Source organism: Glutamicibacter sp. PAEs-4 (assembly GCF_051161755.1).
In the GTDB taxonomy this organism is placed as follows: domain Bacteria; phylum Actinomycetota; class Actinomycetes; order Actinomycetales; family Micrococcaceae; genus Glutamicibacter; species Glutamicibacter nicotianae.
Genome location: NZ_CP195017.1, coordinates 83,312 through 108,614 on the forward strand (window position 1 = coordinate 83,312; position 25,303 = coordinate 108,614).

13 protein-coding genes and 6 rRNA genes are annotated in these 25,303 nt (G+C 57.2%); 15 read left to right on the forward strand and 4 right to left on the reverse strand.

Going from position 1 to position 25,303, the window contains the following annotated elements; translation table 11 throughout:
• Positions 1-2 precede the first annotated feature (2 nt).
• Positions 3-869: a pantoate--beta-alanine ligase gene (gene panC, locus ACR9WD_RS00440; protein WP_038992644.1), complete on the forward strand. Its 867-nt coding sequence runs from the start codon at positions 3-5 to the stop codon at positions 867-869.
• Here panC and ACR9WD_RS00445 read toward each other — a convergent pair.
• Positions 866-1,819, reverse strand: a complete 954-nt coding sequence (locus ACR9WD_RS00445) for an NAD(P)H-dependent flavin oxidoreductase (RefSeq protein ID WP_038992642.1) — start codon at positions 1,817-1,819, stop codon at positions 866-868. The two genes, panC and ACR9WD_RS00445, sit on opposite strands and share 4 nt — an antisense overlap.
• A gap of 447 nt (positions 1,820-2,266) precedes the next feature.
• On the opposite strand from ACR9WD_RS00445, the gene ACR9WD_RS00450 reads away from it, so the two are divergent.
• From ACR9WD_RS00450 to ACR9WD_RS00470, 5 genes are all read left to right on the forward strand, one after another.
• A 16S ribosomal RNA gene (locus tag ACR9WD_RS00450) occupies positions 2,267-3,792 on the forward strand.
• Positions 3,793-4,388: 596 nt separating this feature from the next.
• A 23S ribosomal RNA gene (locus ACR9WD_RS00455) occupies positions 4,389-7,524 on the forward strand.
• 150 nt (positions 7,525-7,674) lie between these two features.
• Positions 7,675-7,791: ribosomal RNA gene (rrf, locus tag ACR9WD_RS00460) — 5S ribosomal RNA — on the forward strand.
• The 16S, 23S and 5S rRNA genes sit together here, the layout of an rRNA operon.
• A 484-nt stretch (positions 7,792-8,275) precedes the next feature.
• A complete protein-coding gene (locus ACR9WD_RS00465; RefSeq protein WP_038993722.1) occupies positions 8,276-8,476 on the forward strand; it encodes a helix-turn-helix transcriptional regulator in 201 nt (66 codons plus the stop codon).
• Positions 8,473-9,669 carry a type II toxin-antitoxin system HipA family toxin gene (locus ACR9WD_RS00470; protein WP_254591019.1) on the forward strand — a complete coding sequence of 399 codons (1,197 nt, stop codon included), beginning with the start codon at positions 8,473-8,475 and terminating at the stop codon, positions 9,667-9,669. Before ACR9WD_RS00465 ends, ACR9WD_RS00470 begins: the two co-directional genes overlap by 4 nt.
• A gap of 18 nt (positions 9,670-9,687) precedes the next feature.
• On the opposite strand, the gene ACR9WD_RS00475 is transcribed toward ACR9WD_RS00470, so the two are convergent.
• Entirely contained in the window at positions 9,688-10,131 is a 444-nt protein-coding gene (locus ACR9WD_RS00475) for a MepB family protein (RefSeq protein ID WP_434922484.1), read from the reverse strand.
• Between the two features lie 946 nt (positions 10,132-11,077).
• Between ACR9WD_RS00475 and ACR9WD_RS00480 the strand changes: the two genes are divergently transcribed.
• The 9 genes from ACR9WD_RS00480 to ACR9WD_RS00520 all read left to right on the forward strand — a co-directional run bounded on the left by ACR9WD_RS00480 (position 11,078) and on the right by ACR9WD_RS00520 (position 24,364).
• Positions 11,078-12,603: ribosomal RNA gene (locus ACR9WD_RS00480) — 16S ribosomal RNA — on the forward strand.
• 596 nt (positions 12,604-13,199) lie between these two features.
• Positions 13,200-16,335: ribosomal RNA gene (locus tag ACR9WD_RS00485) — 23S ribosomal RNA — on the forward strand.
• A 149-nt stretch (positions 16,336-16,484) separates the two neighbouring features.
• Positions 16,485-16,601, forward strand: a 5S ribosomal RNA gene (gene rrf, locus ACR9WD_RS00490).
• A gap of 168 nt (positions 16,602-16,769) precedes the next feature.
• Positions 16,770-18,743 (forward strand): M13 family metallopeptidase, encoded by a 1,974-nt coding sequence (locus tag ACR9WD_RS00495; protein ID WP_083586988.1) that lies wholly within the window; start codon positions 16,770-16,772, stop codon positions 18,741-18,743.
• Between the two features lie 138 nt (positions 18,744-18,881).
• Positions 18,882-20,396: a lysine--tRNA ligase gene (gene lysS, locus ACR9WD_RS00500; RefSeq protein ID WP_038993580.1), complete on the forward strand. Its 1,515-nt coding sequence runs from the start codon at positions 18,882-18,884 to the stop codon at positions 20,394-20,396.
• A 2-nt stretch (positions 20,397-20,398) separates the two neighbouring features.
• Positions 20,399-20,566: a hypothetical protein gene (locus tag ACR9WD_RS00505; RefSeq protein WP_162989142.1), complete on the forward strand. Its 168-nt coding sequence runs from the start codon at positions 20,399-20,401 to the stop codon at positions 20,564-20,566.
• Positions 20,567-20,703: 137 nt separating this feature from the next.
• Entirely contained in the window at positions 20,704-21,024 is a 321-nt protein-coding gene (locus ACR9WD_RS00510; protein WP_038993581.1) for a histone-like nucleoid-structuring protein Lsr2, read from the forward strand.
• A gap of 268 nt (positions 21,025-21,292) precedes the next feature.
• Positions 21,293-23,806 (forward strand): ATP-dependent Clp protease ATP-binding subunit, encoded by a 2,514-nt coding sequence (locus ACR9WD_RS00515; protein WP_073707948.1) that lies wholly within the window; start codon positions 21,293-21,295, stop codon positions 23,804-23,806.
• A 90-nt stretch (positions 23,807-23,896) separates the two neighbouring features.
• Positions 23,897-24,364: a hypothetical protein gene (locus ACR9WD_RS00520; RefSeq protein WP_073707949.1), complete on the forward strand. Its 468-nt coding sequence runs from the start codon at positions 23,897-23,899 to the stop codon at positions 24,362-24,364.
• A gap of 32 nt (positions 24,365-24,396) precedes the next feature.
• On the opposite strand, the gene ACR9WD_RS00525 is transcribed toward ACR9WD_RS00520, so the two are convergent.
• Entirely contained in the window at positions 24,397-24,843 is a 447-nt protein-coding gene (locus ACR9WD_RS00525; RefSeq protein WP_434922485.1) for an iron chaperone, read from the reverse strand.
• 11 nt (positions 24,844-24,854) lie between these two features.
• Complete coding sequence (locus ACR9WD_RS00530) at positions 24,855-25,262, reverse strand: VOC family protein (RefSeq protein ID WP_434922486.1); 408 nt, start codon at positions 25,260-25,262, stop codon at positions 24,855-24,857.
• Positions 25,263-25,303 lie beyond the last annotated feature (41 nt).

A 25,303-nucleotide genomic window follows, 5' to 3' on the forward strand; every position in this document is an offset into this window, starting at 1 on the left:
GCGTGAATACCCCGAAGATTGTCAAGACCCGTGCCGAGCTGAAGGCCGCTATTGCCGCAGCCAACCCGGGGTCGCTGGGCTTCGTGCCCACCATGGGAGCCCTGCACAGCGGCCACGCTTCGCTGTTCAAGGCAGCCCGTGAAGAAAATGAACTTGTCGTCATTTCAGTATTCGTCAATGAACTGCAGTTCAACGATGCCAACGACTACGCGAAGTATCCGCGCCAGCTCGACGCCGATGTCCAGCTGGCCGCTGCTGCCGGGGTGGATATCGTCTTTGCCCCGGAAGCCTCCGAGATCTACCACGCCGGCCTGCCGTTGGTGAAGCTGGACTCCGGCGCACTGGGCGAAATGTATGAAGGCGCCTCGCGCCCGGGCCACTTCGATGGAATGCTGGCAGTTGTTGCCAAGCTGCTGCACCTGGCAGACCCGCGCCGTGGCGAATACCGCGCCTACTTCGGCCAGAAGGATGCCCAGCAGCTGGTGCTGATCCGTCGCATGGTTGCCGACCTGGATTACCCGGTAGAGCTGCGTGCGGTGCCGATCGTGCGCAGCGACAAGGGCCTGGCGCTGTCCAGCCGCAATGCATTGCTCAGCGAGGAAGAGAAGGAAGCGGCATTGGTGCTGCACCGTTCGATTCAGCTGATTGCAGGTCGCGCGGCACGAAACGAGCCGCTGTACATCGAAGATGCGATCGGAATGTACCAGATGGAACCGCTGGTGGAGCTCGACTACTTCGTCGTCGTCAACCCGGATACCCTGCAAGAACTGGCATTCAACTGCCAGGACACCCCCTTCACCGGAGAAGGCCTGGTCCTTGTCGCGGCGAAGGTGGGCAATGTCCGGCTGATCGACAACCAGCCGATCTAGGCAAAGCGCCGTGCTGCATCGGCGAGGATCTGGCGGAAGCCGCACAGTTCCCGCATGACCTCGGCGGCTGGCTGCTCAGCGTCCACGAACTGCACTGCCTCGCCGGCGTAGACCGGAGCGATGTCCGTCAGCGCTTCGGCACGGGCGTGGATCATCTGCTTGCGCAGCGCTTCCGTCGGCTCCCAGCCGGACAGGTCCTCGTGCTTGTCGCTGAACTCATTGCGCAGTGCGCGTCCGCCGAATTCCGGTGCCCACGGCAGTTGCTGGGCGATATCGAAGGCACGCGTATAGATAGTGCCATCCAGGCCCGCGTTGCGCACTGCGCTCTTCATGTTCTCGTGCCCGCTGGCTTCTGTTGCCGAAAGGAAGCGGGTGCCGATCCAGGCGGCTTCGGCGCCAGCTGAAAGCACCGCGGCGACACCCCGTGCGGTGCCGATGCCGCCAGCCGCGATCACCGGCTTCTGGTGCTGGGAGGTTGCCAGCTGCAGCAACGGCAGGGTTCCAGCTTCATTGCGGCCGTGTCCGCCACCTTCTGCCCCACGGGCAATGATGATGTCGATGTCATCAGCCATGGCGCGTTCCAGATCTGCCGCGTTGCCTACCTGCATGGCGGTCAGAACTCCAGCCTCATGGGCTACCGCCGCGGCCCGGGTGACATCGCCGAAGCTCAAGGTCACCAACGAGGGCCCGAACTCCAAGAAGGCCTCTAGCGGGGAGAGATCCGTTTCCAGCGCCCAGGCCATGAAGCCGACGCCCCATGGAGTACTCAGGGATTCAACGAATTGCGTTTGCTGTTCAATCCAGTCAGCTGTGGGAGTTGCAGGCGAACCGATCATCCCTACACCTCCCGCGTGGGAAACAGCTGCAGCCAAGGCGCCGCCAGCCGCGCCAGCCATAGATGCATTGAAGATGGGTTCACGGTATCCAAGGAGTCTTTGCAGGTCGCTCATGAGCCCAGACTAGAACAGCGAAATGAATGTGACCTAGAACGCGGCCCCTCGATTTGTAAGTGCCCAAGAACCTGTGTATAGTTTTTATCTGTTGCCGGAACGGAAACACCACGGAATCTACCGATTGTTTACCCGGCAGCCAATCACTTTTCACTGAAGGTTTTCCGCCGATTTTGATCGGATCAGGAAGTCTGGTAAGTTGGAAAAGTTGCTCCGGAGCGAAGCAGTCATCGAAGGATTGGTGGTTGTGGTGTCGAGAGTGTTTGTTGTTTGAGAACTCAATAGTGTGCCAAGTTTGTTGATACCGAATATTTTTATTTGGTGAATACATAACATTTGCTTGAGGCATTGCACCCCCGTGCAGTGTTTTCGAGTGTTTTATTATTCGCCAGGACTTCATCGGCTTCGCCCTTATTTTCCAAGGGGTTGCTGGTGGCTTTTTATTTTTTTATGGAGAGTTTGATCCTGGCTCAGGATGAACGCTGGCGGCGTGCTTAACACATGCAAGTCGAACGATGAAGCCCAGCTTGCTGGGTGGATTAGTGGCGAACGGGTGAGTAACACGTGAGTAACCTGCCCCCGACTCTGGGATAAGCCCGGGAAACTGGGTCTAATACCGGATATGACCTCGCACCGCATGGTGCGGGGTGGAAAGATTTATCGGTGGGGGATGGACTCGCGGCCTATCAGCTTGTTGGTGAGGTAATGGCTCACCAAGGCGACGACGGGTAGCCGGCCTGAGAGGGTGACCGGCCACACTGGGACTGAGACACGGCCCAGACTCCTACGGGAGGCAGCAGTGGGGAATATTGCACAATGGGCGAAAGCCTGATGCAGCGACGCCGCGTGAGGGATGACGGCCTTCGGGTTGTAAACCTCTTTCAGTAGGGAAGAAGCGAAAGTGACGGTACCTGCAGAAGAAGCGCCGGCTAACTACGTGCCAGCAGCCGCGGTAATACGTAGGGCGCAAGCGTTATCCGGATTTATTGGGCGTAAAGAGCTCGTAGGCGGTTTGTCGCGTCTGCCGTGAAAGTCCGAGGCTCAACCTCGGATCTGCGGTGGGTACGGGCAGACTAGAGTGATGTAGGGGAGACTGGAATTCCTGGTGTAGCGGTGAAATGCGCAGATATCAGGAGGAACACCGATGGCGAAGGCAGGTCTCTGGGCATTTACTGACGCTGAGGAGCGAAAGCATGGGGAGCGAACAGGATTAGATACCCTGGTAGTCCATGCCGTAAACGTTGGGCACTAGGTGTGGGGGACATTCCACGTTTTCCGCGCCGTAGCTAACGCATTAAGTGCCCCGCCTGGGGAGTACGGCCGCAAGGCTAAAACTCAAAGGAATTGACGGGGGCCCGCACAAGCGGCGGAGCATGCGGATTAATTCGATGCAACGCGAAGAACCTTACCAAGGCTTGACATGTGCCAGACCGCCTCAGAGATGGGGTTTCCCTTCGGGGCTGGTTCACAGGTGGTGCATGGTTGTCGTCAGCTCGTGTCGTGAGATGTTGGGTTAAGTCCCGCAACGAGCGCAACCCTCGTTCCATGTTGCCAGCACGTAGTGGTGGGGACTCATGGGAGACTGCCGGGGTCAACTCGGAGGAAGGTGGGGATGACGTCAAATCATCATGCCCCTTATGTCTTGGGCTTCACGCATGCTACAATGGCCGGTACAATGGGTTGCGATACTGTGAGGTGGAGCTAATCCCTAAAAGCCGGTCTCAGTTCGGATTGGGGTCTGCAACTCGACCCCATGAAGTCGGAGTCGCTAGTAATCGCAGATCAGCAACGCTGCGGTGAATACGTTCCCGGGCCTTGTACACACCGCCCGTCAAGTCACGAAAGTTGGTAACACCCGAAGCCGATGGCCTAACCACCTTGTGTGGGGGGAGTCGTCGAAGGTGGGACTGGCGATTGGGACTAAGTCGTAACAAGGTAGCCGTACCGGAAGGTGCGGCTGGATCACCTCCTTTCTAAGGAGCTAACCATTATTGGTTGCCCATGCTGGACACGAGTGTTGTCCGGGTGGGTTGCTCATGGGTGGAATATCAATGGACTCAATACCGGAAAACGTGCTGGCTGATGCTGGTGCGGGGTATTGGCTGTGGCCGCGTGGTGCTTGGGCATCTGCTAGTACGCATTGCAGGGGGTTTTCTTCTTGCGGTGCTGGAATGCGGTGTGTGGGTGTTGTGTGGTTTGTATGGTTTGGCATGCTGTTGGGTTTTGAGGCAACAAGCCTCCTTTCCTGGTGAATGGTTGCCGGGGTTCTTCCTGTGGGGAGGGTCCTGGTGGTGTTCGCTTGGGTGAGGGGTTCTTGGTGTTTCGGTGTTTGTCCTGTGTTTGCTGCAAGGATGTCCTGTTGGATTGATGCTGGCCTTTGGTTGGTGTTGGTTTTGGGGTGTTGTTGCGGGGGTGCGGGGTTGTTGTTTGGGAACTGTATAGTGAACGCGAGCATCTTGCAGATGAGATGAGCTGGGTAGTCCTTTTCCTTGGATTGCCTGGTGTTGGAGTCTTGTCTGCGTGATTTTGTTAGATTGTTTTATTGCTCAATTCTGAGACTTTGATTTGTGTTGAAGTTTTTAAGGGCGCACGGTGGATGCCTTGGCATCAAGAGCCGATGAAGGACGTGGGAATCTGCGATAAGCCTGGTGGAGTCGATAACCGGACGTTGAGGCCAGGATTTCCGAATGGGGGAACCCCGCACCATGTTATGTGGTGTGACCTGCAGCTGAATGTATAGGCTGTGTGGAGGGAACGCGGGGAAGTGAAACATCTCAGTACCCGCAGGAAGAGAAAACAACAGTGATTCCGTTAGTAGTGGCGAGCGAACGCGGATGGGGCTAAACCGGTTGGTGTGTGATAGCGGATAGGCGTTGCATCATCGGGGTTGTGGGGTTGACATGTACCAGCGCTATCTTGCTGGTGGGATGAGGTGCAGGCGTATAGGTGAATCGGTTGGAATGCCGGACCAGAGAGGGTGATAGTCCCGTAGGCGTAATGCGTGTCTGCCGTTCTAGTGTTGATACCCGAGTAGCACGGGGCCCGTGAAACCTTGTGTGAATCTGCCAGGACCACCTGGTAAGCCTGAATACTACTTGATGACCGATAGTGAATCAGTACCGTGAGGGAATGGTGAAAAGTACCCCGGGAGGGGAGTGAAATAGTACCTGAAACCGTGCGCTTACAATCCGTTAGAGCTGGGGACTTGTTCCCTGGTGATGGCGTGCCTTTTGAAGAATGAGCCTGCGAGTTAGTGTTACGTCGCGAGGTTAACCCGTGTGGGGAAGCCGTAGCGAAAGCGAGTCTGAATAGGGCGTTTGAGTGGCGTGATCTAGACCCGAAGCGAAGTGATCTACCCATGGCCAGGTTGAAGCGCGTGTAAGAGCGTGTGGAGGACCGAACCCACTTCAGTTGAAAATGGAGGGGATGAGCTGTGGGTAGGGGTGAAAGGCCAATCAAACTTCGTGATAGCTGGTTCTCCCCGAAATGCATTTAGGTGCAGCGTTGCGTGTTTCTTGCTGGAGGTAGAGCTACTGGATAGGCGATGGGCCCTACAAGGTTACTGACCTTAGCCAAACTCCGAATGCCGGCAAGTGAGAGCGCAGCAGTGAGACTGTGGGGGATAAGCTTCATAGTCGAGAGGGAAACAGCCCAGAACGCCAACTAAGGCCCCTAAGCGTGTGCTAAGTGGAAAAGGATGTGGAGTTGCTGTGACAACCAGGAGGTTGGCTTAGAAGCAGCCACCCTTGAAAGAGTGCGTAATAGCTCACTGGTCAAGTGATTCCGCGCCGATAATGTAGCGGGGCTCAAGCACACCGCCGAAGTTGCGTCATTCAAATATTAACCTGGTTTCGATTGGGTGTTTGGATGGGTAGGGGAGCGTCGTGTGGACGGTGAAGTCGCGGTGTAAACCAGCGGTGGAGGCCACACGAGTGAGAATGCAGGCATGAGTAGCGAATGACGGGTGAGAAACCCGTCCGCCGAATGATCAAGGGTTCCAGGGTTAAGCTAATCTGCCCTGGGTTAGTCGGGACCTAAGGCGAGGCCGACAGGCGTAGTCGATGGACAACGGGTTGATATTCCCGTACCGGCGAAGGACCGCCCATACTGAGCTGTGGATGCTAACCATGACGGATCCGGTGATTTGTTCCTTCGGGAATGGTTGCTGGTGGTGTGGTGGGAACCGATGCAGTGAGGTCAGCGTATTAACAGGTGTGACGCAGGAAGGTAGCCGAGCCAGGCAATGGAATTGACCTGGTCCAAGGGTGTAGGAAGAGCGGTTGGCAAATCCGCCGCTCATGTTTCTGAGACCTGATAGGCGCCCCGTTTATGGGGTGATTCGGTGATCCTATGCTGCCTAGAAAAGCATCGGCGCGAGGTCCCAGTCCGCCCGTACCCCAAACCGACACAGGTGATCAGGTAGAGAATACTAAGGCGATCGAGAGAATCATGGTTAAGGAACTCGGCAAAATGCCCCCGTAACTTCGGAAGAAGGGGGGCCTGCCCCGTGATGAGAACTTGCTTCTCTGATGCGGGTGTGGGCCGCAGAGACCAGGGGGAAGCGACTGTTTACTAAAAACACAGGTCCGTGCGAAGTCGCAAGACGATGTATACGGACTGACTCCTGCCCGGTGCTGGAAGGTTAAGAGGACTGGTTAGTCACTTTTGTGGCGAAGCTGAGAATTTAAGCCCCAGTAAACGGCGGTGGTAACTATAACCATCCTAAGGTAGCGAAATTCCTTGTCGGGTAAGTTCCGACCTGCACGAATGGAGTAACGACTTCCCCGCTGTCTCAACCATGAACTCGGCGAAATTGCAGTACGAGTAAAGATGCTCGTTACGCGCAGCAGGACGGAAAGACCCCGAGACCTTTACTATAGTTTGGTATTGGTGTTCGGTGCAGCTTGTGTAGGATAGGTGGGAGACTGTGAAGCTTGGACGCTAGTTCAGGTGGAGTCATCGTTGAAATACCACTCTGGCTGTACCGGTCACCTAACTTCGGACCATGATCTGGTTCAGGGACAGTGCCTGATGGGTAGTTTAACTGGGGCGGTTGCCTCCTAAAATGTAACGGAGGCGCCCAAAGGTTCCCTCAGCCTGGTTGGCAATCAGGTGTCGAGTGTAAGTGCACAAGGGAGCTTGACTGTGAGAGTGACAGCTCGAGCAGGGACGAAAGTCGGGACTAGTGATCCGGCGGCACCTCGTGGAAGGGCCGTCGCTCAACGGATAAAAGGTACCTCGGGGATAACAGGCTGATCTTGCCCAAGAGTCCATATCGACGGCATGGTTTGGCACCTCGATGTCGGCTCGTCGCATCCTGGGGCTGGAGTAGGTCCCAAGGGTTGGGCTGTTCGCCCATTAAAGCGGTACGCGAGCTGGGTTTAGAACGTCGTGAGACAGTTCGGTCCCTATCCGCTGCGCGCGTTGGAAATTTGAGAAGGGCTGTCCTTAGTACGAGAGGACCGGGACGGACGAACCTCTGGTGTGTCAGTTGTACTGCCAAGTGCATCGCTGATTAGCTACGTTTGGAAGGGATAACCGCTGAAAGCATCTAAGCGGGAAGCCTGCTTCGAGATGAGATTTCCATGCACCTTTGTGTGTGAGAGGCCCCCAGCTAGACCACTGGGTTGATAGGCAGGATGTGGAAGCAAGGACTGAAGACTTGTGCAGCTGACCTGTACTAATAGGCCGATGGCTTACAACACACAATAAAACAATAATTTGAACTGATATTTTTCAATGCTGTTCGCGTTCACTATGCGGTTACGAGACAACAACCTCTAGCCAGAAATAACATAAGGCATTAATGACACCGGAATGCATCAAACCATGGGGTTTGTGTGCTTCGTGATTGTTACGGCGGTCATAGCGTGGGGGAAACGCCCGGTCCCATACCGAACCCGGAAGCTAAGGCCCATTGCGCCGATGGTACTGCACTCGTGAGGGTGTGGGAGAGTAGGTCACCGCCGGACTTAACCTAAGTGGGTTTGAGGCTCTAGCCAGTGATGGTTGGAGCCTCACCTGTTTAACGAGAAGGGGAGGGGGAATTGGGCAGCTGGTACTGCTTGGTTCCTCCTCCCCTTCTGCTTTAACGAGCTTGAGTGCTGGCCGCTAGCGCAGACCGCTGGAGGAACGACCAAGCAGGCATGGGGTTGTGAATGCAGCCATGGCTAAGCTGTGTCCCGATGTCGGACGCGCTTGAAGCGACTAAGCAGACGGCGTGGCCCTGGACCTCCGCGGCTCACTACGGGAGAGAACGCCCGCTCCGTTGCAGGTGCTTTATCCGATGGGTTCTGGTCCGCCAATCGGCAAGATCCTGCCTTTTGATGCCTCTGACAATCGATTGCTTGCACCTGGCTATCATTTCGGTAACTTGTTGCCGATTCTTGCTCCATGCTGAATGATAGTGAGCAGAATGTCGCCAATCGGCGCAATGCTGCCGGAAGAGGATCCTTCATGAATTCAGTGACTGAGCTAGGGGCCGAATTGCAGCGCGTTAGAAAACAGAATGGCCTGACGCAGGAACAGCTGGCTGAATTAGCTGGCATCTCCGAACGTACGCTGCGCTCCATAGAACGAGGGGCGGGAAACCCCTCCATTGAAGCGGTGCTCTCCGTCGCGGATGTACTCGGCCTTCGAATTCGCGTGGCCAAATGAAGCCGCAACTCCAAGAGCTCAAGCTTGTTACCAAGGCTGACGTCTACTGCAACGAAAACCTCGTCGGCACTCTAGCCAGACAGTCCGACGGAAGCGTGGCCTTCAGCTATAACAAGGACTACCTTGCACATGGTGACGCGGGCATTGCGACATCTTTGCCAGCTTCCCCGGAGGCATACGTTGGGCCTGGGGGCGCGTTGCCATCGTTCTTCTCGGGACTATTGCCCGAAGGCCATCGCCTGACCGTTCTCAAGGACGCAACTAAGACCAGCATCTCTGACGAGTTGACTCTGCTGATGGCAGTGGGCGCCGATACTCCAGGCAATGTACGCGTTGTTCCGGAAGGATCAGCACTGGAGCAAACCCCCGTGGTTGCTGAATTCAGCAGCACGGCCGAACTCGACTTCTCGGTCCTCGCGCGCACCTTGGACCGCCACTCGATCCCCGGCGTGCAAGACAAGATCAGCGCAACCATGCTGACAACACCAGTGGAGTTCAAGAACAGCGCCTATCTGCTCAAGCTTGATCCCCGGGATCATCCGCATTTGGTCGTTAATGAGGCGCAGCACCTGAAAGCAGCGCGATTGCTCAAACTTCCCGTCGCAAACAATCGGCTAGTACTGGATTCCACTGGGAGTCCGGGGCTGCTGGTCGAGAGGTTCGATCGCGAGGGTGTCGAGGGGGCGGATAGTCCCACGCGTTTGGCGTTGGAAGATGCCATGCAGGTATTGAACCTTCCGCCGGCAAGCAAGTATGCAGTGAGCACGGAACAAGCTATTGAGGCCTTAGCGCTGCAGTGCCAGGCTCCGGTGCTCGCCAGGCGGAATCTATACATGCAGTTCGTCTTTGCGTGGCTAACTGGCAACGGCGACTTGCATGGAAAGAACGTCTCGATTCTGGCGGACTTGCATGGACGGTTTCATGTAGCGCCCATCTATGACATCCCATGCACCCTGGTCTACGGCGATGACACCATGGCTTTGACTGTTGCCGGCAAGGCTAAGAATCTGAAGAAGAAGCACTGGACGGAGCTTGCAAGGGTGCTCGGCTTGGCTGACCGGGCCACGCAGTCAGCGAACCAGTTGGCATTGAAAGCCGCATTGACTGTGGATCTCAGCGAGGTGCCTTTTGAAGGTTCACCTTTGCGGGGTGCGCAACGAGAACTCAGGTTCCGGCGCATGGAGCTGCAGTAGGAGTCTGAGCGGGACAAGTTAGTCTGCGAGCAACGTGAACGCAGGCAGCTGACTGTTCTGGCTTTTCTTCGCTTGCCCCTTAAGGCCAGCCGTCCATGATGGATAGACGCGGAAACCGCGCTTGCCTGGAGCCGATGCTGAGGCGAAGACGCCCAGCTCCTCGAGGTGCTGTCGAGTAAAGCGGAAGACGCCGAAACAGCCGGCTTCCTCGATAAAGACCATAACTCCGCGCAGTCCCTCTTCGGATTCGTAGGGGGCAGTAGTCCCAGTTTCGTCCCGATGCCATATGGCTACGAACCCACCTGGCTTTGTTGGCGTGATCCTTGCGGTCCTGATTCGCCACCGCTGTCCGTCAAGCTCAGTTACCCCGGCTTGATAATCGCTCTGCTGTTCTTCGGGAGTCACCTCGCCATACGATTGCCCAGTGAGGTGGCAATAGCGTTCCAACGCCGTGAACTTCATAGACTTCATCCTGTATTCGGTAGATCATCAAGTGGAGAGGCAGCGATCGAAATATCGCTGCTATTCACCGTAGCCGAGGGTGGTGCTTACGTAGCACTGCGAGACCTGTATTGGGCCGGCATCAATGCCGACTGCTCTAGGTAGTCATTGCGCTGATGCCGCCTTGGCCGTCACGCGCATGGAACCTCCAGATGCATCGTTTCGCCATGTGCGTTCTCTTCTTGTGCCTTGCTCAGACTCACGCATGCGCCCGCATCGTCTAATCGGCTGATGTGGGCACAATTCATGGGTTCGCGTATATGCGTACGCTTCTCAAGGGTTCAATAAACTCGCTAGGTACAGGCGCTGATGCTCTGTGCAGCTGCGAAATAATGTTTACGCGCTCAGCCCTAGCTCGGTAATAATTACCAGCGATTGGGCACATGGAAAGAGCCGAATCAGCAGTTCAGGAATTAAGTGTGCACGGTCACCGTCAAAAACCACCCACCCGATTTGCAGCACCCCGCAAACCCGTGTATAGTTTTTCCTTGTCGCCGAGAACAAAACGGAAGAAATAACCGGATGTGAAACGGCGGCAGAACCCCAGAAAATCAAGGTTTTTCCACAGTCTTGTGGACAACAATTGAAAAGAATGGGAACTGAGAATACTGGTTCAAATCACAAACAATGGATTTGACTTCCAGAAATTCACGGTTATAGAATATGAATATAATGCTGGACGAAATTACCGCCTGGAATGGTGGGTAAAGAACCGGTAAGTGTTTGTTGTTTGAGAACTCAATAGTGTGCCAAGTTTGTTGATACCGAATATTTTTATTTGGTGAATACATAACATTTGCTTGAGGCATTGCACCCCCGTGCAGTGTTCTCGAGTGTTTTATTATTCGCCAGGACTTCATCGGCTTCGCCCTTATTTTCCAAGGGGTTGCTGGTGGCTTTTTATTTTTTTATGGAGAGTTTGATCCTGGCTCAGGATGAACGCTGGCGGCGTGCTTAACACATGCAAGTCGAACGATGAAGCCCAGCTTGCTGGGTGGATTAGTGGCGAACGGGTGAGTAACACGTGAGTAACCTGCCCCCGACTCTGGGATAAGCCCGGGAAACTGGGTCTAATACCGGATATGACCTCGCACCGCATGGTGCGGGGTGGAAAGATTTATCGGTGGGGGATGGACTCGCGGCCTATCAGCTTGTTGGTGAGGTAATGGCTCACCAAGGCGACGACGGGTAGCCGGCCTGAGAGGGTGACCGGCCACACTGGGACTGAGACACGGCCCAGACTCCTACGGGAGGCAGCAGTGGGGAATATTGCACAATGGGCGAAAGCCTGATGCAGCGACGCCGCGTGAGGGATGACGGCCTTCGGGTTGTAAACCTCTTTCAGTAGGGAAGAAGCGAAAGTGACGGTACCTGCAGAAGAAGCGCCGGCTAACTACGTGCCAGCAGCCGCGGTAATACGTAGGGCGCAAGCGTTATCCGGATTTATTGGGCGTAAAGAGCTCGTAGGCGGTTTGTCGCGTCTGCCGTGAAAGTCCGAGGCTCAACCTCGGATCTGCGGTGGGTACGGGCAGACTAGAGTGATGTAGGGGAGACTGGAATTCCTGGTGTAGCGGTGAAATGCGCAGATATCAGGAGGAACACCGATGGCGAAGGCAGGTCTCTGGGCATTTACTGACGCTGAGGAGCGAAAGCATGGGGAGCGAACAGGATTAGATACCCTGGTAGTCCATGCCGTAAACGTTGGGCACTAGGTGTGGGGGACATTCCACGTTTTCCGCGCCGTAGCTAACGCATTAAGTGCCCCGCCTGGGGAGTACGGCCGCAAGGCTAAAACTCAAAGGAATTGACGGGGGCCCGCACAAGCGGCGGAGCATGCGGATTAATTCGATGCAACGCGAAGAACCTTACCAAGGCTTGACATGTGCCAGACCGCTCCAGAGATGGGGTTTCCCTTCGGGGCTGGTTCACAGGTGGTGCATGGTTGTCGTCAGCTCGTGTCGTGAGATGTTGGGTTAAGTCCCGCAACGAGCGCAACCCTCGTTCCATGTTGCCAGCACGTAGTGGTGGGGACTCATGGGAGACTGCCGGGGTCAACTCGGAGGAAGGTGGGGATGACGTCAAATCATCATGCCCCTTATGTCTTGGGCTTCACGCATGCTACAATGGCCGGTACAATGGGTTGCGATACTGTGAGGTGGAGCTAATCCCTAAAAGCCGGTCTCAGTTCGGATTGGGGTCTGCAACTCGACCCCATGAAGTCGGAGTCGCTAGTAATCGCAGATCAGCAACGCTGCGGTGAATACGTTCCCGGGCCTTGTACACACCGCCCGTCAAGTCACGAAAGTTGGTAACACCCGAAGCCGATGGCCTAACCACCTTGTGTGGGGGGAGTCGTCGAAGGTGGGACTGGCGATTGGGACTAAGTCGTAACAAGGTAGCCGTACCGGAAGGTGCGGCTGGATCACCTCCTTTCTAAGGAGCTAACCATTATTGGTTGCCCATGCTGGACACGAGTGTTGTCCGGGTGGGTTGCTCATGGGTGGAATATCAATGGACTCAATACCGGAAAACGTGCTGGCTGATGCTGGTGCGGGGTATTGGCTGTGGCCGCGTGGTGCTTGGGCATCTGCTAGTACGCATTGCAGGGGGTTTTCTTCTTGCGGTGCTGGAATGCGGTGTGTGGGTGTTGTGTGGTTTGTATGGTTTGGCATGCTGTTGGGTTTTGAGGCAACAAGCCTCCTTTCCTGGTGAATGGTTGCCGGGGTTCTTCCTGTGGGGAGGGTCCTGGTGGTGTTCGCTTGGGTGAGGGGTTCTTGGTGTTTCGGTGTTTGTCCTGTGTTTGCTGCAAGGATGTCCTGGTGGATTGATGCTGGCCTTTGGTTGGTGTTGGTTTTGGGGTGTTGTTGCGGGGGTGCGGGGTTGTTGTTTGGGAACTGTATAGTGAACGCGAGCATCTTGCAGATGAGATGAGCTGGGTAGTCCTTTTCCTGGGATTGCCTGGTGTTGGAGTCTTGTCTGCGTGATTTTGTTAGATTGTTTTATTGCTCAATTCTGAGACTTTGATTTGTGTTGAAGTTTTTAAGGGCGCACGGTGGATGCCTTGGCATCAAGAGCCGATGAAGGACGTGGGAATCTGCGATAAGCCTGGTGGAGTCGATAACCGGACGTTGAGGCCAGGATTTCCGAATGGGGGAACCCCGCACCATGTTATGTGGTGTGACCTGCAGCTGAATGTATAGGCTGTGTGGAGGGAACGCGGGGAAGTGAAACATCTCAGTACCCGCAGGAAGAGAAAACAACAGTGATTCCGTTAGTAGTGGCGAGCGAACGCGGATGGGGCTAAACCGGTTGGTGTGTGATAGCGGATAGGCGTTGCATCATCGGGGTTGTGGGGTTGACATGTACCAGCGCTATCTTGCTGGTGGGATGAGGTGCAGGCGTATAGGTGAATCGGTTGGAATGCCGGACCAGAGAGGGTGATAGTCCCGTAGGCGTAATGCGTGTCTGCCGTTCTAGTGTTGATACCCGAGTAGCACGGGGCCCGTGAAACCTTGTGTGAATCTGCCAGGACCACCTGGTAAGCCTGAATACTACTTGATGACCGATAGTGAATCAGTACCGTGAGGGAATGGTGAAAAGTACCCCGGGAGGGGAGTGAAATAGTACCTGAAACCGTGCGCTTACAATCCGTTAGAGCTGGGGACTTGTTCCCTGGTGATGGCGTGCCTTTTGAAGAATGAGCCTGCGAGTTAGTGTTACGTCGCGAGGTTAACCCGTGTGGGGAAGCCGTAGCGAAAGCGAGTCTGAATAGGGCGTTTGAGTGGCGTGATCTAGACCCGAAGCGAAGTGATCTACCCATGGCCAGGTTGAAGCGCGTGTAAGAGCGTGTGGAGGACCGAACCCACTTCAGTTGAAAATGGAGGGGATGAGCTGTGGGTAGGGGTGAAAGGCCAATCAAACTTCGTGATAGCTGGTTCTCCCCGAAATGCATTTAGGTGCAGCGTTGCGTGTTTCTTGCTGGAGGTAGAGCTACTGGATAGGCGATGGGCCCTACAAGGTTACTGACCTTAGCCAAACTCCGAATGCCGGCAAGTGAGAGCGCAGCAGTGAGACTGTGGGGGATAAGCTTCATAGTCGAGAGGGAAACAGCCCAGAACGCCAACTAAGGCCCCTAAGCGTGTGCTAAGTGGAAAAGGATGTGGAGTTGCTGTGACAACCAGGAGGTTGGCTTAGAAGCAGCCACCCTTGAAAGAGTGCGTAATAGCTCACTGGTCAAGTGATTCCGCGCCGATAATGTAGCGGGGCTCAAGCACACCGCCGAAGTTGCGTCATTCAAATATTAACCTGGTTTCGATTGGGTGTTTGGATGGGTAGGGGAGCGTCGTGTGGACGGTGAAGTCGCGGTGTAAACCAGCGGTGGAGGCCACACGAGTGAGAATGCAGGCATGAGTAGCGAATGACGGGTGAGAAACCCGTCCGCCGAATGATCAAGGGTTCCAGGGTTAAGCTAATCTGCCCTGGGTTAGTCGGGACCTAAGGCGAGGCCGACAGGCGTAGTCGATGGACAACGGGTTGATATTCCCGTACCGGCGAAGGACCGCCCATACTGAGCTGTGGATGCTAACCATGACGGATCCGGTGATTTGTTCCTTCGGGAATGGTTGCTGGTGGTGTGGTGGGAACCGATGCAGTGAGGTCAGCGTATTAACAGGTGTGACGCAGGAAGGTAGCCGAGCCAGGCAATGGAATTGACCTGGTCCAAGGGTGTAGGAAGAGCGGTTGGCAAATCCGCCGCTCATGTTTCTGAGACCTGATAGGCGCCCCGTTTATGGGGTGATTCGGTGATCCTATGCTGCCTAGAAAAGCATCGGCGCGAGGTCCCAGTCCGCCCGTACCCCAAACCGACACAGGTGATCAGGTAGAGAATACTAAGGCGATCGAGAGAATCATGGTTAAGGAACTCGGCAAAATGCCCCCGTAACTTCGGAAGAAGGGGGGCCTGCCCCGTGATGAGAACTTGCTTCTCTGATGCGGGTGTGGGCCGCAGAGACCAGGGGGAAGCGACTGTTTACTAAAAACACAGGTCCGTGCGAAGTCGCAAGACGATGTATACGGACTGACTCCTGCCCGGTGCTGGAAGGTTAAGAGGACTGGTTAGTCACTTTTGTGGCGAAGCTGAGAATTTAAGCCCCAGTAAACGGCGGTGGTAACTATAACCATCCTAAGGTAGCGAAATTCCTTGTCGGGTAAGTTCCGACCTGCACGAATGGAGTAACGACTTCCCCGCTGTCTCAACCATGAACTCGGCGAAATTGCAGTACGAGTAAAGATGCTCGTTACGCGCAGCAGGACGGAAAGACCCCGAGACCTTTACTATAGTTTGGTATTGGTGTTCGGTGCAGCTTGTGTAGGATAGGTGGGAGACTGTGAAGCTTGGACGCTAGTTCAGGTGGAGTCATCGTTGAAATACCACTCTGGCTGTACCGGTCACCTAACTTCGGACCATGATCTGGTTCAGGGACAGTGCCTGATGGGTAGTTTAACTGGGGCGGTTGCCTCCTAAAATGTAACGGAGGCGCCCAAAGGTTCCCTCAGCCTGGTTGGCAATCAGGTGTCGAGTGTAAGTGCACAAGGGAGCTTGACTGTGAGAGTGACAGCTCGAGCAGGGACGAAAGTCGGGACTAGTGATCCGGCGGCACCTCGTGGAAGGGCCGTCGCTCAACGGATAAAAGGTACCTCGGGGATAACAGGCTGATCTTGCCCAAGAGTCCATATCGACGGCATGGTTTGGCACCTCGATGTCGGCTCGTCGCATCCTGGGGCTGGAGTAGGTCCCAAGGGTTGGGCTGTTCGCCCATTAAAGCGGTACGCGAGCTGGGTTTAGAACGTCGTGAGACAGTTCGGTCCCTATCCGCTGCGCGCGTTGGAAATTTGAGAAGGGCTGTCCTTAGTACGAGAGGACCGGGACGGACGAACCTCTGGTGTGTCAGTTGTACTGCCAAGTGCATCGCTGATTAGCTACGTTTGGAAGGGATAACCGCTGAAAGCATCTAAGCGGGAAGCCTGCTTCGAGATGAGATTTCCATGCACCTTTGTGTGTGAGAGGCCCCCAGCTAGACCACTGGGTTGATAGGCAGGATGTGGAAGCAAGGACTGAAGACTTGTGCAGCTGACCTGTACTAATAGGCCGATGGCTTACAACACACAATAAAACAATATTTGAACTGATATTTTTCAATGCTGTTCGCGTTCACTATGCGGTTACGAGACAACAACCTCTAGCCAGAAATAACATAAGGCATTAATGACACCGGAATGCATCAAACCATGGGGTTTGTGTGCTTCGTGATTGTTACGGCGGTCATAGCGTGGGGGAAACGCCCGGTCCCATACCGAACCCGGAAGCTAAGGCCCATTGCGCCGATGGTACTGCACTCGTGAGGGTGTGGGAGAGTAGGTCACCGCCGGACTTAACCTAAGTGGGTTTGAGGCTCTAGCCAGTGATGGTTGGAGCCTCACCTGTTTAACCAGAGTATTTAAGCCGTGCGCGCATCGGCATCCCTCGCTCTTCTTATCTTCATGGAAGTGGATAAGGTGTGTAGTAGACATAACAAGATCTTCTACGCGAGGGGCTTTCCTTGACCACCGAGACCACGAGTCCACTGACATACCGCGACGATTCAATTCGTCCCCAGGACGATCTCTACCGCCATAGCAATGGCAAGTGGTTCGAGACAGCCACCATTCCAGGAGATCAGGGAATCTACGGTTCCTTCATGGAGCTTCGCGACCAGGCCGAAGCCGCCGTTCATGGAATCATTACCGAAGCTGTTCAGAAGGTTGCTTCCGGTGCAGAAACGGACGATGCTACCCGCCGCATTGCCCACCTCTACAGCTCGTTCATGAATGAAGCCGTGATCGAAGAACGTGGTGCTGCTCCGGTAGCTGTCTTCCTGAACACCATTGCGGATATCCAGAGCACCGAGCAGCTGCTCGAGGTTTGCGGTTTCTTCCAGCGCAAGGGCATCAGCGGCTTCATGGATGTCGGCGCGATGAACGATGCCGGCAATCCTGATCGGAACCTGCTGACCTTCCTGCAAGGTGGTCTGGGCCTGCCTGACGAGTCCTACTACCGCGAAGAGCAGTTCGCTGAAACCGTAGCCGACTACCAAGAGCACCTCGGCCGGCTGCTGGGTCTTGGCAGCATTGCCGGCGCTGAAGCAGCCGCAGCCAGCGTCGTGGAGCTCGAGAAGGCGATCGCCTCTCACCACTGGGACCGGGTCAAGGTCCGCGACGCCCAGGCACGCTACAACCTGCTGTCCGGAGAAGAGCTCGCCACGCTGTTCCCAGGGGTGACCACCTGGCTGGCGGGAGCCGGTATCGAGCAGAAGTACTACAACGAGGTTGTCGTGTGGCAGCCAAGCTACCTTCAAGGGCTGGCGGGTCTGATCGACTCCCAGCCGTTGGATGCCTGGAAGAACTGGCTGCGGATACAGGTCCTGCGCTCGTTCGCACCCTACCTGTCCAGCGCCTTCGTCAACGAGAACTTCTCCTTCTATTCCGCAAAGCTCGGTGGCGTAGAGCAGCTCAAGGAACGCTGGAAGCGCGGTGTCGCATTCACCGAGGGTGCAGTAGGCGAAGACATCGGCCAGCTGTACGTGGCCCAGCATTTCCCGGCAGAGGCCAAGGACGCCATGGACGCGCTGGTCCAGCGGCTCATCGAGGCGTACCGCATTTCGATCAGCGAACTGTCCTGGATGGGACCGGAGACAATCGAGAAGGCACTGGACAAGCTCTCCAAGTTCCGCCCGAAGATCGGCTACCCGAACCAATGGATCGACTACTCCGCGATCAGCACCGACGAGCTGGATGTCATCGCCAATCTTGCCTCGGCGAACGAATTCGAGTTCGCTCGTGAACTGAAGAAGATCGATGACGGGGTGGATCGCGAACTGTGGTTCATGTTCCCCCAGACGGTGAACGCCTACTACCACCCGCTGCTGAACGAAATCGCGTTCCCGGCTGCCATCCTGCGCCCGCCATTCTTCGACGTGAACCGCGACATCGCCTCGAACTTCGGCGGCATCGGCGCGGTCATCGGCCACGAAATCGGCCACGGCTTCGATGACCAGGGCTCGCAGTTCGATGGCACTGGCCAGCTGACCAATTGGTGGACCGATGAGGACCGGGCTTCCTTCGAGAAGCTGACCGCCAAGCTGGTGGACCAGTACAACGCGCTGTCCCCTTCAGAAGCCCCGGAACACAACGTCAACGGTGCACTGACCTTGGGCGAGAACATCGGCGACCTCGGTGGATTGGGCATTGCCTACAAGGCCTACAAGCTCGAGCTGGCGGCCCGCGGCATCCAGGAAGATGAAGTGATCGACGGTATCACCGGCGACCAGCGCTTCTTCTACTCCTGGGCCGAATGCTGGCGCACGCTGATCCGTCCGGAAACCGCGGTGGTGCGCGTGACCACGGACCCTCACGCACCCGGCGAATTCCGTTGCAACCAGGTGCCGAAGAACCTGGATTCCTTCCACGAGGCCTTCGGCACCAAGCCGGGCGATGGCATGTGGCTGGATCCGGCCGACCGCGTGGAAATCTGGTAAACCGCATCACCTAATGGATGGGGCAGGGGCAAAGCAGGCTTTGCCGCTGCCTCATCCTGCGTTGCGGGCTAAGATCACTGTGTAAGGCTGATCATGAAGGGCTTCAACTGCGCGCCATGACACGTAGAATGGACTATTGTGACTTCCGAAAATAATTCCGCACCGGCCCCAAATCCAAACGACCAGCGACAGGTGCGCACCGATAAGCGCAACCAGCTGCTGGCCAAGGGCGAGGAAGCCTACCCGGTAGGCATTGCCCGCACCCACTCGTTGCAGGAAATCCGCGACAAGTACGAGCACCTCGAAGCCGGCGAGGAGACCGAAGACGTCGTCGGCGTCGTCGGACGCATCGTCTTCATGCGCAACACCGGCAAGCTGTGCTTCGCCACCTTGCAGGAGGGCGGCCAGAAGGGCGAAGGAGTTCGCCTGCAGGTCATGCTCTCGCTGGCCAACGTCGGCGAAGAGCGCCTGGCGCAGTGGAAGTCGCTCGTCGATTTGGGCGACCACGTATTCGTGACCGGCAAGGTCATCTCATCGCGCCGCGGCGAGCTGTCCATCATGGCCGATGCCTGGGAGATGGCTTCCAAGGCCTTGCGCCCGCTGCCGGTGCTGCATGCCGATCTGAACGAAGAGACCCGCGTGCGCCAGCGCTACGCCGATTTGATCGTGCGCGACGAAGCCCGCGAGATGGTCTACAAGCGTGCCGCGATCATCCGCGCCGTGCGCAATACCCTGGAGAACCGCGGCTACGTCGAGGTCGAGACCCCGATGCTGCAGCTGGTTCACGGCGGCGCATCGGCCCGCCCGTTCAAGACCCACCTGAACGCGTTCGACCAGGAAATGACCCTGCGCATCGCCACCGAGCTGTACCTCAAGCGCTGCGTCGTCGGCGGCGTCGACCGCGTCTTCGAGGTGGGACGCATCTTCCGCAACGAGGGCGTCGACTCGACCCACTCGCCGGAATTCACCACCCTGGAATCCTACGAAGCCTATGCCGACCAGTACGTCATGGCCGACCGCATCAAGGAAATCATTCTCAATGCAGCTGACGCCATCGGCGCTGGCCGCACCATCGAAACTCCCAAGGGCACTGTCAACCTGGACGGCGAATGGCGCTGGGTCAGCGTCTACCCGGGCTTGTCCGAGGCTGTCGGCGTCGAGATCACGCCGGAAACGGACGCATCGGTGCTGCGCGAGATCGCTGCCAAGCACGAAGTGAAGATCGACCCGGCCTGGGGAGCCCAGAAGCTGGTCATCGAGCTGTTCGGCGAAATCGTCGAGCCGACCTTGATCGACCCGACCTTCGTGTGCGACTACCCGCCCCTGGCACAGCCGCTGGCGCGTCCGCACCGCTCGAAGCCGGGCGTTATCGAAGCGTGGGACCTGATCATCGGCGGCATGGAGCGCGGCACCGCATTCTCCGAGCTGATCGACCCGGTAATCCAGCGCGAGCGCCTGACCGAGCAGTCCCTGATGGCTGCCGGCGGAGACCCAGAGGCAATGCAGCTTGATGAAGACTTCCTGCGTGCCCTGGAATACGGTGCACCGCCAATGGGCGGCATCGGTTTGGGCATCGACCGTCTGGTTATGCTTTTCACCAACGTCGGTATTCGTGAAACTATTCTGTTCCCACTGCTAAAGCCGGAGGCATAAGAATGCCATATATTGAGGCGATCGTCCCGACAATTTGCCTGGCGCTGCTTTTCTGGTACGTGATGAAAGCTATTACAAACGCGGATCGAAAAGAACGCCAAGCTGAAGCTGAAGCTGATGCGCTAATTCAAAATGGCTCGGATTCAAATAATCCAGTAAACGAGAATTAGTCGTTCCTGATAGAACCTTGTGAATTCTGATGATAATTAGAATTTAGCGTGCCTATTTGTATATGCTTGTTGTTTGAAATGGACTGATGGCTGAATGCCGATCTGTCCAGTACATTCAAGCTCGGAGGAACCCCTAAATGGCACGTCAGGTTCAAATTGCCCTGATCGACGATATTGATGGTAGCGAGGCAACTGAATCAATCGCATTCAGCGTCGCTGGTCAGCATTTTGAAATCGACCTGAACGACGAGCACGCTGCTCAGTTCCATGCAGCCATCGAGCCGTACATCGAAGCGGCTCGTTCGTCGAAGCAGACTGCAGCGAGCGAAGCTCCAGCAATCCGCGCATGGGCGAAGGAAAACAACATTAAGGTCAACGCACGCGGACGCCTTAATGCAGAGGTTGTAGATGCCTACAACGCTGCAATGCGAAAGGGTGGTCGAGGCCGCGCGAAGTAATTCGCGAGGTTTTGCACAAGTCTCAAATATGAGCCGGCACGCAATGCGTGCCGGCTCATATTCTTATAACGATGTTCGTTATTCACGATGCATTTTCATTGAAGATCGCAATATTGGTGAACCAAGTAATTCTCATTATGAATTGCATGCCTATTACTGATTCCCGGTAACGGGGAGCCGTTTCGGTTATCCCTGTGGCGAACAAGGGAGCATTGCGGGCGCATGGTGCGTAGCATCGAATTATTGGTAAGCAAGGAGTGTGCCGAAGATGTTTGAGAGATTTACCGACCGTGCCCGCCGAGTTGTCGTGCTCGCCCAAGAAGAGGCGCGCATGCTCAACCACAACTACATCGGCACCGAGCACCTGTTGCTCGGTCTAATCCACGAAGGCGATGGCGTCGCCGCAAAGGCGCTCGAGTCGCTGAACATTTCGCTGGGTGCCGTTCGTGAGCAGGTTCAGGAGATTATCGGCAAGGGCCAGCAGGCGCCTTCCGGTCATATCCCGTTCACTCCTCGCGCCAAGAAGGTCTTGGAGCTCTCGCTGCGCGAAGCGCTGCAGCTGGGACACAACTACATTGGCACCGAGCACATCCTGCTCGGCCTGATCCGCGAGGGCGAGGGCGTCGCAGCCCAGGTTCTGGTGAAGCTTGGCGCCGACCTCGGTCGCGTGCGCCAGCAGGTCATCCAGCTGCTCTCGGGCTACCAGGGCGGCAAGGAGACCGCGTCCGCTGGCGTCAGCTCGGGCGGACAGCAGGAAGGTACCCCTGCAGGCTCGGCAGTGCTTGACCAGTTCGGCCGCAACCTGACCGCAGCCGCCCGCGAAGGCAAGCTCGACCCGGTGATCGGCCGCGAGCATGAGATGGAACGCGTCATGCAGGTCCTCTCGCGCCGCACCAAGAACAACCCGGTACTCATCGGCGAGCCCGGCGTCGGCAAGACCGCCGTAGTCGAGGGCCTGGCCCAGGCCATCGTGCGCGGCGACGTGCCGGAAACCATCAAGGACAAGCAGCTGTACACCCTGGACCTCGGTTCGCTGGTGGCCGGCTCCCGCTATCGCGGCGACTTCGAGGAACGCCTGAAGAAGGTCCTGAAGGAAATCCGCACCCGTGGCGACATCATCCTGTTCATCGACGAGATCCACACCCTGGTCGGCGCCGGTGCCGCCGAAGGCGCCATCGATGCCGCGTCGATCCTCAAGCCGATGCTGGCCCGTGGCGAACTGCAGACCATCGGTGCCACCACCTTGGACGAGTACCGCAAGAACATCGAGAAGGACGCCGCGCTCGAGCGCCGCTTCCAGCCGATCCAGGTCAAGGAACCGTCCGTCGAGCTGACCACGCAGATCCTGCGTGGCCTGCGCGACCGCTACGAGGCGCACCACCGCGTGACCATCACCGACGGTGCGCTGCAGGCTGCCGCCCAGCTGGCCCACCGCTACATTTCCGACCGTTTCCTGCCGGACAAGGCAGTTGACCTGATCGACGAGGCCGGTGCACGACTGCGCATCCAGCGCATGACCGCGCCACCGGCACTGAAGGAAATGGACGAGGAAATCGCCACCGTGCGCCTGGAGAAGGAGGCCGCGATTGACGCGCAGGACTTCGAAGGTGCAGCCTCGCTGCGCGATAAGGAATCCAAGCTGATCGAGGCCCGCAACGAGAAGGAGAAGTCCTGGCGCAATGGCGACATGGACGAAATCTCCGAGGTGACCGAGGACCTCATTGCCGAGGTGCTTGCCAACTCGACCGGCATCCCGGTAGTGAAGCTGACCGAGGAAGAGTCCTCGCGCCTGCTCAACATGGAAGAAGAGCTTCACAAGCGCGTTATCGGCCAGGATTCGGCCATCAAGGCCATCTCGCAGGCGATCCGCCGCACCCGTGCCGGCCTGAAGGACCCGAACCGCCCAGGCGGCTCGTTCATCTTCGCCGGCCCAACCGGCGTGGGCAAGACCGAGCTGGCCAAGGCGCTGGCGGAGTTCCTCTTCGGCGAAGAAGACGCGCTGATCACCCTGGACATGTCCGAATACTCGGAGAAGCACACCGTTTCGCGCCTGTTCGGTGCCCCTCCAGGATACGTCGGCTACGAAGAGGGCGGTCAGCTGACCGAAAAGGTCCGCCGCCGTCCGTTCTCCGTGGTGCTCTTCGACGAGGTGGAGAAGGCCCACGCGGACCTGTTCAACTCGCTGCTGCAGATCCTGGAAGACGGCCGCCTGACCGACTCCCAGGGCCGTGTGGTGGACTTCAAGAACACCATCATCATCATGACCACGAACCTCGGTACCCGTGACATCTCCAAGGGTGTGATGACCGGCTTCCAGTCGGCCGCGGATACCAAGACCGGTTATGAGCGGATGCAGGCCAAGGTCCAGGAAGAACTGCGCCAGCATTTCCGCCCTGAGTTCCTGAACCGTGTTGACGACACCGTGGTCTTCCCGCAGCTGAACCAGGAGGAGATCGAGGAAATCGTCGACCTGTTCATCGCCCGCCTGGCCAAGCGCCTGAAGGAACGCGATATCACTATCGAGCTCACCCAGGCTGCCCGCAGCCTGCTGGCCCAGCGCGGCTACGATCCTGCAATGGGTGCCCGTCCGCTGCGCCGCACCATCCAGCGCGATATCGAGGACCAGCTCTCCGAGCGCATCCTCTTCAGCCAGATCGTGTCCGGCCAGAAGGTCACCGTCGATGTCGAAGGCGAAGGCGAGAGCCGCAAGTTCGTCTTCCACGCCGAAGGTGGCAACGGCCAGCTGGAAGGCGAGCCGGCACCGGCAGCCCTGGAAAGCTGAGCAGCTAGCGTCATCGCCAATAGCCGTGGAACTGGGAAATCCAGTTCCACGGCTATTGGCTTTAATCCGCCCATGTCGTAGGCTCAACACATGAAGATGCGAAGCAAAGGGCAGCAGATGATTGCCGCATCCTGCCTCGCCGTCATGGCCTATTTGGCCCTGTACCTTTTCCTGCGGCCCGAGCTTCCTGAGCGGCTGGTGCGCCACGCAGGAGCCGATGGTGCCGGATACAGCCCGACATGGCTGGTGGTGCTCGTAATCGGCGCTGCGGCCACGCTCAGCATTGCCATCGGCATCATCGCGTACCGCGACTTCACCTCACTGGGGCACTGGAATCCCGGGCCGAAATCCATTGTGGTCTGCTTCGTGGCAGCTGGCTTCGGAATCCTCGGGCTCGGTGCCGCCATGCTGTTCACCGTCTTAGGTCAAGACGCCGCCCAGCTGGGATCCTTGCCTGTCGGCATGGGGCTGATCGGTTTGCTCGGGGTCTTCGCGCTTTCTGCCGGGTTGCTGGCCAGGGCCCTGCCCAGGGCAGAGCAAGAGGCCCTCGACGCCTGAGAGGCGATCGAGGGCCGCCTTGCCAGCCGGACTTAGCGGCCTACCGCCTTGGCGACCAGCGCGGCAAGCTTTTCCTCCAGCTGCCCATCAAGCGCGGTAATGGCGAATGACGTGGGCCAGAGCGTGCCCTCATCGAGCTGCGCGACATCGTTGAACCCGAAGGTCAGGTAGCGGGTGCCGAACTTCTTGGCATCCTGCATGAAGCACAAGATCTTGCCGTCCAGGGCGTAGGCGGGCATGCCGTACCAGGTTTTCGGTTCCAGTCCAGGAGCCGTGGAGGTGACGATCCGGTGCAGCTTCTCGGCGAGAACCTTATCGTTCCCCTCGAAGGAAGCAATCTTCTCTTCAACTTCCCTGCGCGCCTGCTCGGCCTTCTCGGCCTTGGTCATGCGCTTCTTCGGAGCTCGCACCTCGGCTGCGCGCTCTTTCATCGCGGCCTTCTCAGCGGCCGAAAAACCCTCTTGTTCCGTACTGCTCATGCTTCGGCTCCCTATGCAGATTGGTTGATGCGGACCATATTTCCCGAAGGGTCGCGGAATGCGCAATCGCGCGGACCCCACGGCTGGTCCATCGGCTCCTGCAGGACTTCAGCGCCCGAGGCGCTCACGGTCTCGAACACCTGGTCCAGGTCGGTAGTGGAAAGCACCAGCGGGCCGATGGTTCCCTTGGCTACCAGCTCGGCCAGGGTCTGCGCATCGGCGTCGGAGCGGCCGGCGCCCGGAGTCGAAAGCACCAAGCTGGTGCCGGTGCCATCGGAGCCCGCAAGCGAGACCCAGCGGAAGCCGCCGTTGGCGACATCTGAAATTACCGTGAAGCCCAGCGCATCGCGGTAGAACGCGAGCGCCTCATCTACATCGAGCACGGTCAACGGGACATGATTGATTGAAATATTTGCCATGGCTCCAGCCTAGGCAGTGCCGTGCAGCGCGCGCTTCTTCA